This is a genomic window from Pseudomonas sp. 8_5_2 (genome assembly GCF_059295255.1).
This window is the reverse complement of the sequence record NZ_CM181238.1, coordinates 5,088,253-5,103,590: the sequence shown is the minus strand read 5'-3', so window position 1 is coordinate 5,103,590 and position 15,338 is coordinate 5,088,253. Positions and strand designations below refer to the sequence as shown.

The window sequence follows — 15,338 nt, the reverse complement described above, 5'->3', positions numbered from 1 at the left end:
CCAAGGAGAACGCAGATGAACGCACCGCAATCCCCTGACCAGACCAAAGTCGAGCAGGTCAAGCTGCTGATCGATGGCCAATGGGTCGAATCCACTACCAGCGAATGGCGCGACATCGTCAACCCGGCCACCCAGGAGGTGCTGGCGCGCGTGCCATTTGCCACCGCCGAGGAAGTCGACGCTGCCGTGGCGGCTGCCCACCGCGCCTTCCAGACCTGGCGCAACACCCCGATCGGCGCACGCATGCGCATCATGCTCAAGCTGCAGGCGCTGATCCGCGAACACACCAAGCGTATTGCCCAGGTGCTCAGTGCCGAGCAGGGCAAGACTCTGGCCGACGCCGAAGGCGATATCTTCCGCGGCCTGGAAGTGGTCGAGCACGCAGCCTCCATCGGCACCCTGCAAATGGGCGAGTTCGCCGAAAACGTTGCCGGCGGTGTCGATACCTATACCCTGCGCCAGCCGATCGGCGTGTGTGCCGGCATCACCCCGTTCAACTTCCCGGCGATGATCCCGCTGTGGATGTTCCCCATGGCTATCGTCTGCGGCAACACCTTCGTGCTCAAACCGTCCGAGCAGGACCCGCTTTCGACCATGCTGCTGGTCGAGCTGGCGCTGGAAGCCGGCGTACCGGCCGGGGTGCTCAACGTTGTGCACGGCGGCAAGCAGGTGGTGGACGCCATTTGCACCCACCAGGACATCAAGGCCATTTCCTTCGTCGGTTCCACCGAAGTGGGCACCCACGTGTATAACCTGGGCAGCCAGCACGGCAAGCGCGTGCAGTCGATGGTGGGCGCAAAGAACCACGCCGTGGTGCTGCCTGATGCCAATCGCACGCAAACCGTCAACGCCCTGGTCGGTGCCGCCTTCGGCGCGGCGGGCCAGCGCTGCATGGCCACCTCGGTGGCGGTGCTGGTGGGCAAGGCCCGCGAATGGCTGCCGGATATCAAGGACGCCGCCAGCAAGCTCAAGGTCAATGCCGGCTGCGAGCCGGGCACCGATGTCGGGCCGGTGGTTTCCAGGCGTGCCAAGGAGCGTGTGCTGGGCCTGATCGAAAGCGGCATCCAGGAAGGCGCCAAGCTGGAACTCGACGGCCGTGACGTCAGCGTGCCGGGCTACGAACAAGGCAACTTTGTCGGCCCGACCCTGTTCTCGGGGGTGAAGACCGACATGCAGGTGTACACCCAGGAAATCTTCGGCCCGGTGCTGGTAACCCTCGAGGTCGAAACCCTCGACGAGGCCATCGCCCTGGTCAACGCCAACCCGTTCGGCAACGGCACCGGCCTGTTCACCCAGAGCGGCGCGGCCGCGCGCAAGTTCCAGAGCGAAATCGACATCGGCCAGGTCGGTATCAACATCCCGATCCCGGTGCCGGTACCGTTCTTCAGCTTCACCGGCTCTCGTGGCTCCAAGCTCGGCGACCTGGGCCCGTACGGCAAGCAAGTGGTGCAGTTCTACACTCAGACCAAGACCGTCACCGCTCGCTGGTTCGATGATGACAGCGTCAACGACGGTGTGAACACCACCATCAGCCTGCGCTAAGGAGCACCTCATGCGTATCGCATTCATCGGCCTGGGCAACATGGGCGCGCCCATGGCCCGCAACCTGATCAAGGCCGGGCACCAGCTGAACCTGTTCGACCTGAACAAGGCCGTGTTGGCCGAGCTTGCCGAACTGGGCGGGCAGATCAGCCCATCACCCAAGGACGCGGCGGCCAGCAGCGAGCTGGTGATCACCATGCTGCCGGCTGCGGCCCATGTGCGCAGCGTCTACCTGAACGAAGATGGCGTGCTGGCCGGCATTCGCCCCGGTACGCCAACGCTGGACTGCAGCACCATCGACCCGCAGACCGCGCGTGAGGTGTCCAAGGCAGCAGCGGCCAAGGGCGTGGACATGGGCGATGCGCCGGTGTCCGGTGGCACGGGCGGCGCGGCAGCGGGCACCCTGACCTTCATGGTCGGCGCCAGCGCCGAGCTGTTCGCCACCCTCAAGCCGGTGCTGGAGCAGATGGGCCGCAATATCGTGCACTGCGGTGAGGTCGGCACCGGGCAGATCGCCAAGATCTGCAACAACCTGTTGCTGGGTATTTCGATGATCGGCGTGTCCGAAGCCATGGCCCTGGGCAACGCGCTGGGCATCGACACCAAGGTGCTGGCCGGCATCATCAACAGTTCGACTGGGCGTTGCTGGAGCTCGGACACCTACAACCCATGGCCGGGCATCATCGAAACAGCGCCGGCATCACGTGGTTACACCGGTGGCTTTGGCGCCGAGCTGATGCTCAAGGACCTCGGGCTGGCGACCGAAGCCGCTCGCCAGGCGCACCAGCCGGTGATCCTGGGGGCGCTGGCCCAGCAGCTGTATCAGGCCATGAGCCTGCGCGGCGAAGGCGGCAAGGACTTCTCGGCCATCGTCGAGGGTTATCGCAAGAAGGATTGACGCAAAAGGTGGGCTTCATCGCGGGCCAGGCGGCCTTACCTCTGTAACTGCGCACCAGAGGGCAGGGCGCCTGTTCCGCGATTTTTTTTGCCTGTACCGGCCCTGTCGCCGGTAATGATCACAAATCAGGCGAAGACGAAATACTTGCGCACGGTCTCGACCACTTCCCAGGTCCCTTTCATCCCCGGTTCGATCACGAACACATCACCCGCCTTCAGGTGCTTCGGCTCTTCGCCTTCCGGGGTGATGATGCAGTAGCCATCGAGGAAGTGGCAGAACTCCCATTTGTCGTAGTTGACCTCGAACTTGCCCGGGGTGCAGATCCAGGTGCCCATGATCTTGCTGCCGTCAGCCGACAGGTAGGCATTGAGGTTGACGGTGTGCGGATCGCCGCCGATGCGTTTCCACTTGGTGGCGTCCACGACCGGCGTCGGGCAGGTTTCGCGCAGGACGGTGATGAAATCGGACATGGCACAACTCCTGGTGACTGGCTGATTGACCCGTCACCATAGGGCCATTGGCGCAGGCGCAGTTGCCTGGGCTCGACGTCCAGCTGTCTGGACGCGCTATGCCAGTCGTTGGCCTCGACGGTGATGTGCGCTTGTCGGTCCTGCACGCTTATCGCGATGGCTCTGGCGGATTTCCTATGTTGCGACAAGTATTTTCCTACTTGGCTATCGGATCTATCTGGTGGAGATAAAAGGGAGTCATCACCAGTTCAGGCACCCCAGCAAGAAGGGGAGAGTTAAAGTTCCTCATCCCAAAATTGACTTGCCCAAAGGCACAGTACACAGCATTTTGAAACAGGCCGGTGTAAACCCGGCTCGTGGCGGTCCCAACCTGGGCGTCAGAGGAGACAACCAATGAAATTTCCGGTCGTATTGCACAAGGATGCCGGTTCGGATTACGGCGTGACCGTTCCCGATGTGCCGGGCTGCTTCTCCGCCGGTGCTACCGTTGCTCAGGCACTGGACAATGTCCATGAGGCGCTGGCGCTTCATTTCGAGGGGTTGGTCGCTGATAGGGAGGCACTTCCGCAGCCTCGGGAAGTTGATGTCCACGTGGCGAACCCCGACTATGAAGGCGGGGTCTGGGCCGTGGTGGATTTTGATGTCACGCCGTACTTGGGCAAGGCGGTTCGCTTCAATGCGACCCTGCCGGAAAACCTGCTGCAGCGGATCGATGAAAAGGTGAAGCGTGATCATCGGTACGCATCGCGCTCCGGCTTTCTTGCTTCTGCTGCACTGCGAGAGCTGGCGCTTACCCACTGATCAATGGTGCTTGCGCTCCGCCTATGCCCACCAGTACCGCACGAAGTGGAAGAACACTGGCGCCGCAAAGCATACCGAGTCCATGCGGTCGAGCATGCCGCCGTGGCCTTCGATCATGTGCCCCCAGTCTTTGACCCCGCGGTCGCGTTTGATCGCCGACATCACCAGCCCGCCGAAGAAGCCCATGGCGTTCACCGCCAGCGCCATCAGCGCGGCCTGCCAGAAGGTGAACGGGGTGATCCAGCACAGCAGGGCGCCGATCAGGGTCGCCAGCGCCACGCCGCCGGCCAGCCCTTCGAGGGTTTTGGAGGGCGACAGGTTGGGCGCCACCTTGCGCTTGCCGAACAGCTTGCCGCACACGTACTGCAGCACGTCGCTGATCTGCACCACCAGAATCAGCCAGGCGATCAGCAGCAGGTTGCGCCCCTCATAGCCCGGGATGTCCAGGGTCATCAGCGCGGGCACCGACGACACGCAGTACACCGCGATCATCAGGCCCCACTGCACTTTCGAGGCACGCTCGAGAAAACGTGTGGTATCGCCGCCAAAACTGGCCAGGATCGGCAGCAGCAGGAACAGGTACACCGGAATGAAAATGCTGAACAGGCCGTACCAGTCCATGGCGATCAGCACGTACTGCACAGGCAGCGCCACATAGAACGCCGCCACCAGCGCCGGGTAGTCGCTGCGCCGGGTTGGGGTAAGGGTCATGAACTCGCGCAGGGCGTAAAACGACACGCCGTAGAACAGCACGATGACGCCGTACTTGCCGAACAGGAAGGCGATGCCGATTACCAGCACCATCACCCACCAGGCGTTGATACGGGCGTTGAGGTTGTCGATCACGGCGTGCGGTGCCGGGCCGGCGCGCCACTTGAGCAGGCGGCCGATCACGCTGGCGAGCAGTAGCAGGGCGCCGATGCCGGCGAACAGGGAAAGGGTGTTATCGTCCATGTCAGGCATCCTTCGGGGCCAGGTTCAGCAGGGCGTGGCTGGCCCGCTCGAGAAAGGCCTGCTTGCTTTCATCAGCTTGCAGGTGCAGCGGTTCGCCAAAGCTCAGGGTGCACAGCAGTGGCAGCGGCAGGGCACGGCCCTTGGGCATCACCCGGTTGAGGTTGGCGATCCACACCGGTACCAGTTCAACCTCAGGGTTGGCAGCCGCCAGGTGGTACAACCCGCTTCTGAATGGCATCAATGCCTCGTCGCCGAGGTTTCGCGTGCCTTCCGGGAAGAAGATCAGCGAGTCGCCCTGGGCCACCGCATCAAGGATCGGCTGCAATGGGCTGCCCTGGCCTTCGCTGCGCTGGCGGTCGATCAGCACGCCATTGAATACCTTGCGGATGAGAAAATCGCGAATGCCGGGTTTGGCCCAATAGTCGGCGCCGGCTACCGGTCGGGTGCGCTTGCGCAGTGGCTGGGGCAGTGAGGCCCACAGCAACACGAAGTCACCGTGGCTGCTGTGGTTGGCGAAGTACAGCCGCTGCACCGGCAGCGGCGTGCAGCCCAGCCACAGGGCCCGGGCGCCGGTGATCAGGCGGGCGGCGGAGGTGATGAGGTAGGCGGTCAGGTTGGCGAGCATGGAATGTTGGTTATCCTTTCAAAGGCAGTGTCAGCAAGATAGCCAAGGCCAGTGACAGTTGCAGGCCCAGGCACAGGGCCTGGCGACGGAGCAGGTTGAGTGCGGCCTGGCTGCGAGCGGGCCAGGCGCGGGAATCCAGGGGCTGTGGCTTGAGCTTCAGCTCGAACAGGGCCTGGTCCAGAGTCTGGGTATCTGCCGTCAGGTCGCGGCTGGCGGCCAGGTGGGCAAACAGCTCGGCGTCCAGCGCCACGCGGATGGCCCAGTATTTGTGCAGCACGCCGAGCACCAGCAGGGTAATGCTCAGCAGGCTTGCCAGCGGTTGTAGCGGGGCACCCAGCAACGGCGCCAGGCCGTAGGCCAGGGCCAGCAGGGTGATGCCGTCGGAAAGGCGCTCCAGTTGCTTGCCGCGGCCCAGCAGGCCGGCCACCACGATCAGGTTCATGGTTGCGCTCCGAGTTGATGCAGGACCTGGCGGTGCGCGTGATGCAGGACGATGCCAGGGCGGGCTTTACGGATCACTGCCTCGGCCTGTTGCGCATTGCTGCAGCGGCCGCTGAGCACCAACCAGGCTGCCACGGCGCTGGCGCTGCGCGAATGGCCCAGCGCACAGCAGACCAGTACCGGGCCTTTGGCACGCAGGCGTTCGATGGCGTTGGCGGCCTGCTGCAGGAGGGTGATGTCCGGTGCTATCAGGTCCAGGGTCGGAAAACCCTGATAAGCACCCGCTGGCGCGGCACAGGATAGTTCGGCGCACAAGTCGACAACTGCCGGAAAGCGGGCATCGGCGGGACGTCCCGGAATTCTCCCCAGGTAAACGCCATCACAGACTTCGTCTGGCTGCGGGTGACGCCTGGTCCACAACCTCGAATTGGCCCACGCTGCCAACAGGTACGGCGCCAGCAACCAGCAGGCGGCGCTGGACAATCGGCCATCGCTGCCCTTTTGAAACCCGCCTGCACCCAGCACGGCATAGTTCAGCGCCACCAACCCCAGCGACACCGCCGGCCAGGCCAACCAAAGCCAGGCGCCGCCCAATACCCGGGCAAACATTGCACACATGAGCGCGCCCGCGGCATAGCAAAGCGCCAACAGCCAGCGCTTGGCATCCTGCGCAAGGCGAGCCTGCTGCCAAGGCAGCCGTCCCTTGTGCGGCCACAGCCACACACAGGCAAATCCCGCCAATGCGCCGGTAGGCACGTCGACGAAGTGGTGTTGCCAGGTGGTCAGCACCGACACCCCGATCAGCCCCATCCAGCCATGCATCAACCAACGCCAGGGCTGGCGCCGCACATGTCGGGCAAACATCGTCCAGATCACCACCAGCAGGGCTATGTGCAGCGAAGGTGCCTGGTTGAAAGGCTTGTCGAAGCCCATCAGCACGTCGAACAGCCAGCCGAACAGCCCGCCCAGTTCTGGCCGCTCGAAGGTGAAGCGCAGCGGCCAGAGCAGGAAGCAGGCGACGCTGACCACCTGTGCACTGAGCAGCGCCAGGGCATGGCGGTCCATTTCCTGGCGCGTGCGTGGCAGCAGGAAAGACAGCCCGTACAGCAGGTCGATCGACCAGTAGGGGATGATCGTCCAGGGCCACAGCGGCATGCCGCGCTCCCAGCCGAACACCAGGCTGCCGACATCCGTGCGCCCGGCCGTATGGTTGTTTGCCAGCCCGTAGCTGAGGAAAAACAATGGCCCCAGCAACAGCAGCCAGCACACGCCCCGGCGGATCAGCCCGGGCTCACGAGAAGGGTTCATTCAGCGTACCCGTTGTGCCAGGCTGACGCTGAAGATGCCCCATTCATCGATGCGCTGGGCCAGCTTGCGGAAACCTGCAGCTTCGACCAGCTGGTCCATTTCCGCCTGGCTGCGGCGGCGCATCACCCAGGCCTCGCCGCCGCGGTGGCTGGTCAGGGCGCGGGCGATCATCTCCAGTTGCGGGTGCCATGGCTGGCCGGTGTAGACCAGATAGCCGCCTTCTTCCACAGCGTCCGCCAGGCCGGCCAGCGAGTTGCCCACCAGCTGGTTGCTGGGGAACAGTTCGTACAGCCCGGAAACCACTGCCAGGGTAGGGGGCTGTTGCAGTGTGGCCAGGCTCTGGCGGTCGAAGGCATCGCCCTGGACAAAGCGGGCGATATCGGCCAGGCCCTTCTCGGCGATCAGCGCGCTGCCTTGCTGCACGTTGAGCTCGCTGTAGTCGCGCAGCAGGATCGAATCCGGCAGTTGCTCGAGCTCTTGCAGTGCTTCGAGGATGTAGCGGCCATGGCCGGCGGCGATGTCGACTATGTGCACCGGCTTTTGTTGTTCGCGCAGGCGGGCGATGGCCTGGCGCAGCAGTTCTTCCACGTGCAGCTTGCGCTGGCGAATGCCGCGCCAGCCGATGGCGTCGAGGTAGTTCTGGTCAACCAGGCGACCCAGCTTGCCTTTGCCCGTGGGCTGATTGCGGTACACGTAGTCCAGGGTGCTGCCGGAATCAAAACCGGTGTCGAAGCCCAGCTTGACGCCCTCGGACAAGCTCTTGCCCATGCGCATGCTGGCCCGGGTTGCCCGCCAGTACAGGTCCCGGGGCGAGTTGCGCGGCAGCGGCGCCGCCAGGCTTTCGGCCTCGGCGCAGCTGGCGCCAGTCTTGTCGGCATCCAGCAGCGACGGCACGGTGGCGGGGCTGCTGAAGCAGTGTTCGACAAACCGCTCGATGCGCCGCAACGCATGGGCTCGGTCGCGCTCGCCGAGGGTGTCATGGAAAAACCCCGGCAGGATGTGCATTTCCTTGCGCGCGCTGCCCAGGCGTTCGAAGAAGCGCTCCTGCGGTTGGCGCTCGACCACGAAGTCGGCACCGGACACCAGCAGTTGCGTGGACACCTGGATGGCCTGGGCGTCCGCTACCACGCGGTCAGCAGCTTCATACAGGCCCAGCAGCATGGTCACCGAAATCGGCCGGCTGATCAGCGGGTCGGCGACATAAGACGCAATCCGCTCAGGGTCGTGTGTAAGCAGGCGTGGCTTGACGTAGCTGTTGACGAAGAAATTGCCGCGCACGGCCTTCAGCAGTTTCAGGCCGGGGCGGGCGAACGGCACGTACAGCTTGACCTTGAAGGCCGGCGAGGCCAGTACCAGGCAGCGCACCTTGGGCGCGTAGTCGTGGGCCCAGGTGGCGATCAACACCGCGCCGACGCTCTGTGCCAGCACCACCAGGTCCTGCTCGGCGATGCCGTGGTGGGTGTGGATGTGCTCGATGAAGGTTTGCACGTCGCGCACGCTGGTGGCGAACCCCGGGCTGTCGCCCCGCGCGCCTGGCGACCGGCCATGGCCGCGGGCATCCCAGGCGAAGAAGTCGTACCCCGGCATGTCCAGCTCATCGGCCAGATGGGCCATGCGCCCTCCGTGTTCGTGGCCGCGGTGGAACATCACCACGGCTCGGCGTGGCTGGTGTTCGTTGCGGGTGGCAGGCCAATGACGGTAATGCAACTCGACACCGTCATGGGTGGAGAAGTGCAGCGCTTGCGCTTGACGCATGATGATAAGTCCTTTTGCGACGGCAGACGGCTCAGCGGGTTTCGGCCAGCCCATGGCGAACCCGGTTGTAGAGGGTATAGAGGGAGAGCGCGAGGATCACCAGCATCAGGCCGTTGACCCACATGCCATCGAGCAGGCCGAAGGCGACGCCGGTGCCTACCACGCCGAAGGCGAAGGCCCGGTCGCTTTTGCCCATGGGCCCGTCGTAGCGCCGCGAGGCACCGGCCAGCGGGCCCATGACCCCTGCGTATTCGCTGAAGGTGGCGCTCAGCACTACCAATACCACCAAGGCCGGCGAGACACCGGCCAGCAGGGCGAAGGGCAGGTACAGGGCGGCGTCGGCGACCACGTCACTGAGTTCGTTGAGGTAGGCGCCGAGGGTGGATTGCTGGCCGAATTCCCGGGCCAGCATGCCGTCGACGGCATTCAGCGCCATGCGCAGCAGCATCCACACCGGCACCAGGATGAACAGCGAGGTGACGTGGGGCAGGCCGGCCAGCAGCAGGCCAAGCAGGATCGACACGACGGCGGCGGCGACGGTGACCTGGTTGGCGGTGACGCCACGGTCGTAAAGGCGCTGCACGGTGGGGCGCAGCAAGGCCTGGAAACGCGGTTTGAGCTGGTAGATCGATGCCACTGGAAAATCCTTTTTCGTGGTGCCTCAGGGCGTTAATTGTGTGTGAGCCTTGTTCGCGGGTAAACCCGCGCTCACAGGTTTGATGATTATCTGCAGACTGGCGCTGCTTTTTGCAGGCGTGTTTCAGCCGGTCAAGGTGGTTACCAGCCCTGCGGCATAGCCTGGCAGCGTCGAAAAATCCCGCGCGCAAATTAGTAACCGGCGGTTGGCCCAAGGTTCCCGCAGCGCCGCCCAGTGCAACGGCAATAGCCCCTGCCAACGCTTCACGGCAGCCAGTGGCACCACTCCGACCCCAGCCCCGCCCGCGACCATGCGGATCACCCCGTCGAACCCCTCTGCCCGCACCCGAACTTGCATGCGCCGCCCTTCGCGCAGCGCCTGCTCCTCCAGGTACAACGCCAGTGCACTGCTGGCCCCAAGGCCGATATGGCCGTGGGCCAGGCTGTCGATGAAGGTGGGCGCGGCGGCGCTGGCCAGCGGGTGGTCCGGCGGCGTCACCAGTACCAGCGGATCGTCGCGAAATGGCACGGTTTGCAGGTGCTCGCTGGGCGCCGCGGTCGAGATGATGCCCAGGTCGGCCATGCCCTGGGTAATCGACTGCACGATGCGCAGGCTCGGCAGTTCCTGGACATCCACGTTTACGCCGGGGTTTCTGGCCAGGTAGCCGGCCAGCAATTCGGGCAGATACTCGGTGAGCGCCGCCGTGTTGCACAGCAAGCGCACCTGGCCCTGCTGCCCCTGCGCGAACTGGCCCAGGTCGAACTGCAGGCGCTCGACTTGCTGCGCTATCAACCGGGCATGCTGCAGCAGTGCCTGGCCGGCGGGGGTCGGCTGCACGCCGCGGCGGTTGCGTTCCAGCAAAGGCACGCCCAGCGACGCTTCCATGGCCCGGATGCGCGCACTTGCGGCTGGCAGCGACAGGTGGCTGCGGCTGGCACCAGCGGTGATGTTGCCGCATTCCAGCGTGTGCTGGAACAGCTTGAGATCGGTCAGGTCGAAACGCATGGATCTTTATCCTGAAGATGTCCTGGCTCTGTCCTGGCAAGAGCCTGGCTGAGTATATGGCAGATTTTCAACACGCCAGGCGTCGGCCATCATCGGTCCATGAATACCCTTCTCGCGTTCTACCACAACATTGGCCCAGCCCTGTCAGTGCTGGTTGTATTGACCTTTCTGCTGGCCGGCGCGGTTAAAGGGGTGATTGGCCTCGGTCTGCCGACCATCGCCATGGGCCTGCTGGGGCTGGCTATGTCACCGGCGCAGGCTGCAGCCCTGCTGATCGTGCCTTCGACGCTGACCAACCTCTGGCAACTGGCGGTCGGCGGGCATCTGCCGGCATTGCTGCGCCGGCTTGGGCCGCTATTGGCGATGATTTTCGTCGGGACATTGCTCGGCAGTGCATGGCTGGGCATCAACAGCGGGCCGTGGGCGGTGCATGCATTGGGGGCGGCGCTGGTGATCTACGCACTATACGGGCTGGTGGGGCCGGCCTTGCGCGTGGTGCCTGTCTGGGAAGGGTGGCTGGGGCCGGTCTGCGGCTTTGTGACTGGCGTGGTCACCGCCGCCACAGGGGTGTTCGTGATGCCGGCAGTGCCTTACCTGCAGAGCCTGGGCATGCGCCGCGATGAGCTGATCCAGGCCCTGGGCCTGGCATTCACGGTCTCGACCCTGGCATTGGCCTGCGGCCTGGCCGGGCAGGACGCCCTGGGTGGCCAGGCGTTGGGCGCGTCACTGCTGATGCTGGCGCCGGCCCTGCTGGGCATGCTCGCCGGGCAGTGGCTGCGTCAGCGCATCAGTGCAGCGCTGTTCAAGCGCTGCTTTTTCATCGGCCTGGCCGTACTCGGCGGCCATCTGCTGATCAACGGCTAGCCGATGACGCGCTGAGCATGTCGATCATCTGGATATCGAACTCACGCTCCAGGTAATCCATGCGTTTTTCAAAGAACGCAGTCATGTGCGGCAGTGCCGAATGCACGTCGAGCGCGGCCTTGTCGGCCCACACCTCGAAGAACACGAACAGGCTTGGGTCCTGCTGGTCGCGCAGCATGTGGTACTCGATGCAGCCCGGTTCCTGGCGGCTGGGTTCGACGTAGGCGCGGAACAGGGTTTCGAACGCATCAGCCATTTCCGGGCGGGTCTTGGCTTTGAGGATGAAGGCGTGTTGCTCACTCATTGGGATGACACTCGATGGAGGATGATGAACCGATTCTACGGCAATAATGTGTTTGCCATTCGTGACTTCAGATCAATTGTATTTTGCCCCGTCGTTGCTGTATTCCACGCTCGCGAGCCTCTAACCTGCCGGCCTGATTTCTGAATCCGGCCCTGGAGGCCAGCATGAAAAAGATCCTTTTGCTCAACGGCGGTAAACAGTTCGCACATTCTGACGGTCGCCTCAACACCACCTTGCACGAAGCTGCAATCGCTCACCTGGACCGGGCCGGTTTCGATGTACGCGAGACCTTTATCGACGGCGGCTACGACGCCGAGGAAGAAGTGCAGAAATTCCTCTGGGCCGATGTAGTGATCTACCAGATGCCAGGCTGGTGGATGGGGGCGCCGTGGACGGTAAAGAAATACGTCGATGATGTGTTCACTGCAGGTCACGGCAGCTTGTATGCCAACGACGGCCGTACCCGCTCGGACCACTCGCAGAAGTACGGCAGCGGTGGCCTGGTCCACGGCAAGCAGTACATGTTGTCGCTGACCTGGAACGCGCCGCAGCAGGCCTTTGACGACGCCAGCGATTTCTTCGAGGGCAAGGGCGTGGACGCGGTGTACTTCCCGTTCCACAAGGCCAACCAGTTCCTCGGCATGACCGGGCTGCCGACCTTTCTGGCGACTGACGTGATGAAACGGCCGGATGTGCCAGCAGCCTTGGCAGCCTATGAGGCGCACCTGGACCAGGTGTTTGGCAAGGCTGATTGAGGTTTGTGTGCACCGGCCTCTTCGCGGGTGAACCCGCTCCCACAGGTATTGCACCGATTTCAAGGTCAATGGGGTTCCTGCGGGAGCGGGTTCACCCACCGCTGGACTTGGCCTGCACAAGCGGCTATCTAATCTCTGCAAAGATCCACTACAGGCCCAGACGTGAAAACCCGATCCGAAGAACTCCAGGTATTCGTCGCTGTCATCGACTGCGGTTCGATCTCCGCTGCCGCCGAGCAGATGGGCCAGACCCCGTCGGCCGTCAGCCGCACCTTGTCGCGCCTGGAAGCCAAGCTGGGTACCACGCTGGTCAACCGCACCACCCGGCGCATGGACCTGACCGAAGAGGGCCGGTTCTTCCTCGAGCGCTCGCGGCTGATCCTGCAGCAGATGGACGAGATGGAAGAGCGCCTGTCGATGAACCGCCAGACCCCCACCGGGCGCTTGCGCATCAATGCGGCCGCACCGTTCATGCTGCACGCCATCCTGCCGTGGATCGGCGAGTTTCGGCGCCAGTACCCGGGTATCGAACTGGAGCTGAACACCGACGATCTGATCATCGACCTGCTGGAGCAGAGCACTGATGTGGCGATCCGCATCGGCGAACTGGCCGACTCCAGCCTGCACGCGCGCAACCTGGGTTGCAGCCCGGTGCAGGTGCTGGCCAGCCCGGCTTACCTGGAGCAGCACGGTACCCCGCAGCGGGTAGAGGACCTGAGCAACCATTGCCTGCTGGGTTTCAGCCAGCCCGAGTCGCTCAACCAGTGGCCATTGCGCCACGCCCAGGGCGACCGCTGGAGCATCCGCCCGGCGCTGATCGCCTCCAGCGGCGAGACCCTGCGCCAGCTGGCCCTGGCTGGCGAGGGCATCGTCAGCCTGTCGCACTTCATGACCCACGAAGACATCCGCGCCGGGCGCTTGCAGGTACTGCTGGGCGAGGCCAACAACGGTTATCGCCAACCGATTCATGCGGTGTATTACCGCAATACCCAGCTGGCGCTGCGCATCCAGTGCTTCCTCGATTTCATCCAGCGCAAGCTGGCGATGTACGCCTGCTGATTTGCCTGAACGCGACACATCCTGTCCATCGGCGGCGAAACTTCCTACGGATGATTGCGCAGTTGAAACGCTTCGGCCTTACTGACTGCTCAACAAAAACAACACCAAGGAAGTGTCATGCGCATTGTCCCGTTCCAGTACCTGGCTCTCGCAGCCGCGATCCTGAGCTGTTCTTCGGTTTATGCCGCCAACCTGGAAGGCGGCGCGGTAGCCGCGCCTGATCAATATGGTGCACAGGTGGCCGCCGATATCCTGAAAAAGGGCGGCAATGCGGTGGACGCGGCAGTCGCCACCGCCTTCACCCTGGCGGTGACCTACCCGGAGGCCGGTAACATCGGCGGTGGCGGCTTCATGACCCTGTTCGTCGACGGCAAGCCTTACTTCCTCGACTACCGTGAAGTCGCGCCAAAGGCCGCCACGCGCAACATGTACCTGGATGACAAGGGCGAGGTCATCGAGAACCTCAGCCTGGTCGGTGTACGTGCCGCGGGTGTGCCCGGTACGGTGATGGGCCTGTGGGAAGCACACCAAAAGTTCGGCAAGCTGCCCTGGAGCGAGCTGCTGACGCCGGCCATCGGCTATGCGAAAAACGGCTTCAAGGTGGCGGAAAAGCAGTACCAGTACCGCAACGATGCCCAGGGCATGTTCAAGACCGCGACCAACTTCAACGACTACTTCGGCAACATGAAGGTCGGCGAGTTGTTCAAGCAGCCGGAAATGGCCCAAACCCTGGAGCGCATCGCCGACAAAGGCGTCAGCGAGTTCTACCAGGGCAAGACCGCCGACCTGCTGGTGGCGCAGATGCAAGCCGACAATGGCCTGATCACCAAGCAAGACCTGAAGGATTACAAAGCCGTGTGGCGTGAGCCGATGGCCGTTAGCTGGCGTGGCAACGTGGTGTACACCGCGCCGCCGCCGAGCTCCGGCGGCGTCGCCCTGGCCCAGCTGCTGGGCATCAAGGAAGACCGTGCGGCCGACTTCAAGGGGGTGGCGCACAACTCGGCGCAGTACATCCACCTGCTGGCGGAGATCGAGAAGCGCGTGTTCGCCGACCGCGCCGACTACCTTGGCGATCCGGCCTTCACCAAGGTGCCGGTGGACCAGCTGGTGGCCAAGGATTACCTGGCCAAGCGCGCCGCGCAGGTCAACCCGAAGGCGATTTCCGACACCGACAAGGTCAAGCCGGGCCTGGAGCCGCATCAGACCACGCACTTCTCGATCGTCGACAAACAGGGTAATGCGGTCAGCAACACCTACACCCTCAACCTTGACTACGGCAGTGGCGTGGTGGTGAAAGGCGCGGGCTTCCTGCTGAACGACGAAATGGACGATTTCAGCGCCAAGCCGGGGGCGGCGAATGCCTTTGGCGTGGTCGGCGGCGATGCCAATGCCATCGAGCCGGGCAAGCGCATGCTGTCTTCCATGAGCCCAAGCCTGATGACCCGTGATGGCAAGGTCGAGCTGGTCATCGGTACGCCAGGTGGTTCGCGGATCTTCACCTCTATCTTCCAGGTGATGAACAACCTGTACGACTACGGCATGCCGTTGGACAAGGCAGTGGCGGCACAGCGCGTGCACCATCAGTTGCTGCCCAAGGACACCATCTATTTCGACAGTTATGCACCGCTGACCGGGGATGTGGCTGATGACCTGAAGAAGATGGGTTATGTGCTGGAGGATCAGGGCTGGGAGATGGGCGATATCCAGGCGATCCGCGTGGATGGTGCCAAGCTTGAGACCGCTACCGATCCGCGTGGGCGCGGAGTGGGGATGATCGTCAAATAAGCGCTCGCCAGTGCCGGCCTCATCGCCGGCAAGCCAGCTCCCACGGGTACGGCACTGCCCTCAAGGCCTGTGCAGGTCCTCGGGGGAGGCTCGCCAGCTCCCACAGTTACGGCACTGCCCTCAAGGCCTGTGCAG

General features: G+C 63.7%; 17 protein-coding genes. 8 read left to right on the top strand and 9 right to left on the bottom strand.

Annotated elements, in window-relative coordinates; all coding sequences use genetic code 11:
• Positions 1-15: 15 nt before the first annotated feature.
• The gene (locus AC5O5R_RS23395; RefSeq protein WP_494514762.1) at positions 16-1,542 is read left to right on the top strand and encodes a CoA-acylating methylmalonate-semialdehyde dehydrogenase; all 1,527 of its coding nucleotides are present in this window, start codon (positions 16-18) and stop codon (positions 1,540-1,542) included.
• Between the two features lie 10 nt (positions 1,543-1,552).
• Positions 1,553-2,440, top strand: a complete 888-nt coding sequence (gene mmsB, locus AC5O5R_RS23390) for a 3-hydroxyisobutyrate dehydrogenase (RefSeq protein WP_172285829.1) — start codon at positions 1,553-1,555, stop codon at positions 2,438-2,440.
• Positions 2,441-2,565: 125 nt separating this feature from the next.
• Here the strand turns inward: mmsB and AC5O5R_RS23385 are convergent, their stop codons facing one another.
• On the bottom strand, positions 2,566-2,910 hold the full coding sequence (locus tag AC5O5R_RS23385; RefSeq protein ID WP_003251579.1) for a cupin domain-containing protein: 345 nt from the start codon (positions 2,908-2,910) through the stop codon (positions 2,566-2,568).
• A 169-nt stretch (positions 2,911-3,079) separates the two neighbouring features.
• Between AC5O5R_RS23385 and AC5O5R_RS23380 the strand changes: the two genes are divergently transcribed.
• Both AC5O5R_RS23380 and AC5O5R_RS23375 read left to right on the top strand, forming a co-directional pair.
• A complete protein-coding gene (locus tag AC5O5R_RS23380; RefSeq protein WP_172225766.1) occupies positions 3,080-3,307 on the top strand; it encodes a type II toxin-antitoxin system HicA family toxin in 228 nt (75 codons plus the stop codon).
• A complete protein-coding gene (locus AC5O5R_RS23375; RefSeq protein ID WP_494511693.1) occupies positions 3,304-3,711 on the top strand; it encodes a type II toxin-antitoxin system HicB family antitoxin in 408 nt (135 codons plus the stop codon). Before AC5O5R_RS23380 ends, AC5O5R_RS23375 begins: the two co-directional genes overlap by 4 nt.
• A 21-nt stretch (positions 3,712-3,732) precedes the next feature.
• Here AC5O5R_RS23375 and AC5O5R_RS23370 read toward each other — a convergent pair whose 3' ends face one another.
• The 7 genes from AC5O5R_RS23370 to AC5O5R_RS23340 all read right to left on the bottom strand — a co-directional run bounded on the left by AC5O5R_RS23370 (position 3,733) and on the right by AC5O5R_RS23340 (position 10,436).
• Positions 3,733-4,665: a phosphatidate cytidylyltransferase gene (locus AC5O5R_RS23370; RefSeq protein WP_172232009.1), complete on the bottom strand. Its 933-nt coding sequence runs from the start codon at positions 4,663-4,665 to the stop codon at positions 3,733-3,735.
• A 1-nt stretch (position 4,666) separates the two neighbouring features.
• Positions 4,667-5,290: a lysophospholipid acyltransferase family protein gene (locus tag AC5O5R_RS23365; RefSeq protein ID WP_172232006.1), complete on the bottom strand. Its 624-nt coding sequence runs from the start codon at positions 5,288-5,290 to the stop codon at positions 4,667-4,669.
• Positions 5,291-5,300: 10 nt separating this feature from the next.
• Positions 5,301-5,732 (bottom strand): hypothetical protein, encoded by a 432-nt coding sequence (locus AC5O5R_RS23360; RefSeq protein WP_172232003.1) that lies wholly within the window; start codon positions 5,730-5,732, stop codon positions 5,301-5,303.
• Positions 5,729-7,039, bottom strand: coding sequence for a phosphatase PAP2/dual specificity phosphatase family protein (locus AC5O5R_RS23355; protein ID WP_172232000.1), 1,311 nt, complete (start codon positions 7,037-7,039; stop codon positions 5,729-5,731). Before AC5O5R_RS23355 ends, AC5O5R_RS23360 begins: the two co-directional genes overlap by 4 nt.
• Entirely contained in the window at positions 7,040-8,794 is a 1,755-nt protein-coding gene (locus AC5O5R_RS23350; protein ID WP_494514761.1) for a bifunctional alpha/beta hydrolase/class I SAM-dependent methyltransferase, read from the bottom strand.
• A 31-nt stretch (positions 8,795-8,825) separates the two neighbouring features.
• Positions 8,826-9,431 carry a CDP-alcohol phosphatidyltransferase family protein gene (locus AC5O5R_RS23345; protein ID WP_172232215.1) on the bottom strand — a complete coding sequence of 202 codons (606 nt, stop codon included), beginning with the start codon at positions 9,429-9,431 and terminating at the stop codon, positions 8,826-8,828.
• Positions 9,432-9,554: 123 nt separating this feature from the next.
• Positions 9,555-10,436, bottom strand: a complete 882-nt coding sequence (locus AC5O5R_RS23340; protein WP_172232212.1) for a LysR substrate-binding domain-containing protein — start codon at positions 10,434-10,436, stop codon at positions 9,555-9,557.
• A 99-nt stretch (positions 10,437-10,535) separates the two neighbouring features.
• Here AC5O5R_RS23340 and AC5O5R_RS23335 point away from each other — a divergent pair, with 99 nt between their 5' ends.
• A complete protein-coding gene (locus tag AC5O5R_RS23335; RefSeq protein ID WP_494514760.1) occupies positions 10,536-11,300 on the top strand; it encodes a sulfite exporter TauE/SafE family protein in 765 nt (254 codons plus the stop codon).
• On the opposite strand, the gene AC5O5R_RS23330 is transcribed toward AC5O5R_RS23335, so the two are convergent.
• Positions 11,290-11,604 (bottom strand): putative quinol monooxygenase, encoded by a 315-nt coding sequence (locus AC5O5R_RS23330; RefSeq protein WP_172231868.1) that lies wholly within the window; start codon positions 11,602-11,604, stop codon positions 11,290-11,292. The genes AC5O5R_RS23335 and AC5O5R_RS23330 overlap by 11 nt on opposite strands.
• A 164-nt stretch (positions 11,605-11,768) precedes the next feature.
• On the opposite strand from AC5O5R_RS23330, the gene mdaB reads away from it, so the two are divergent.
• The 3 genes from mdaB (at position 11,769) to ggt (ending at position 15,203) form a co-directional block, all read left to right on the top strand.
• Entirely contained in the window at positions 11,769-12,359 is a 591-nt protein-coding gene (gene mdaB, locus AC5O5R_RS23325) for an NADPH:quinone oxidoreductase MdaB (protein WP_172231865.1), read from the top strand.
• A 162-nt stretch (positions 12,360-12,521) separates the two neighbouring features.
• Positions 12,522-13,418 carry a LysR family transcriptional regulator gene (locus AC5O5R_RS23320; RefSeq protein ID WP_172231862.1) on the top strand — a complete coding sequence of 299 codons (897 nt, stop codon included), beginning with the start codon at positions 12,522-12,524 and terminating at the stop codon, positions 13,416-13,418.
• 117 nt (positions 13,419-13,535) lie between these two features.
• Positions 13,536-15,203, top strand: a complete 1,668-nt coding sequence (gene ggt / locus AC5O5R_RS23315; RefSeq protein ID WP_494511687.1) for a gamma-glutamyltransferase — start codon at positions 13,536-13,538, stop codon at positions 15,201-15,203.
• The last annotated feature ends 135 nt before the right edge of the window (positions 15,204-15,338 follow it).

Coding starts and splice junctions, on each gene's coding strand:
- AC5O5R_RS23340 (WP_172232212.1), bottom strand. CDS start 10,436: ATGCGTTTCGACCTGACCGATCTCAAGCTGTTCCAGCACACGCTGGAA.
- AC5O5R_RS23375 (WP_494511693.1), top strand. CDS start 3,304: ATGAAATTTCCGGTCGTATTGCACAAGGATGCCGGTTCGGATTACGGC.
- AC5O5R_RS23365 (WP_172232006.1), bottom strand. CDS start 5,290: ATGCTCGCCAACCTGACCGCCTACCTCATCACCTCCGCCGCCCGCCTG.
- AC5O5R_RS23370 (WP_172232009.1), bottom strand. CDS start 4,665: ATGGACGATAACACCCTTTCCCTGTTCGCCGGCATCGGCGCCCTGCTA.
- mmsB (WP_172285829.1), top strand. CDS start 1,553: ATGCGTATCGCATTCATCGGCCTGGGCAACATGGGCGCGCCCATGGCC.
- AC5O5R_RS23385 (WP_003251579.1), bottom strand. CDS start 2,910: ATGTCCGATTTCATCACCGTCCTGCGCGAAACCTGCCCGACGCCGGTC.
- mdaB (WP_172231865.1), top strand. CDS start 11,769: ATGAAAAAGATCCTTTTGCTCAACGGCGGTAAACAGTTCGCACATTCT.
- AC5O5R_RS23395 (WP_494514762.1), top strand. CDS start 16: ATGAACGCACCGCAATCCCCTGACCAGACCAAAGTCGAGCAGGTCAAG.
- AC5O5R_RS23360 (WP_172232003.1), bottom strand. CDS start 5,732: ATGAACCTGATCGTGGTGGCCGGCCTGCTGGGCCGCGGCAAGCAACTG.
- ggt (WP_494511687.1), top strand. CDS start 13,536: ATGCGCATTGTCCCGTTCCAGTACCTGGCTCTCGCAGCCGCGATCCTG.
- AC5O5R_RS23355 (WP_172232000.1), bottom strand. CDS start 7,039: ATGAACCCTTCTCGTGAGCCCGGGCTGATCCGCCGGGGCGTGTGCTGG.
- AC5O5R_RS23330 (WP_172231868.1), bottom strand. CDS start 11,604: ATGAGTGAGCAACACGCCTTCATCCTCAAAGCCAAGACCCGCCCGGAA.
- AC5O5R_RS23335 (WP_494514760.1), top strand. CDS start 10,536: ATGAATACCCTTCTCGCGTTCTACCACAACATTGGCCCAGCCCTGTCA.
- AC5O5R_RS23350 (WP_494514761.1), bottom strand. CDS start 8,794: ATGCGTCAAGCGCAAGCGCTGCACTTCTCCACCCATGACGGTGTCGAG.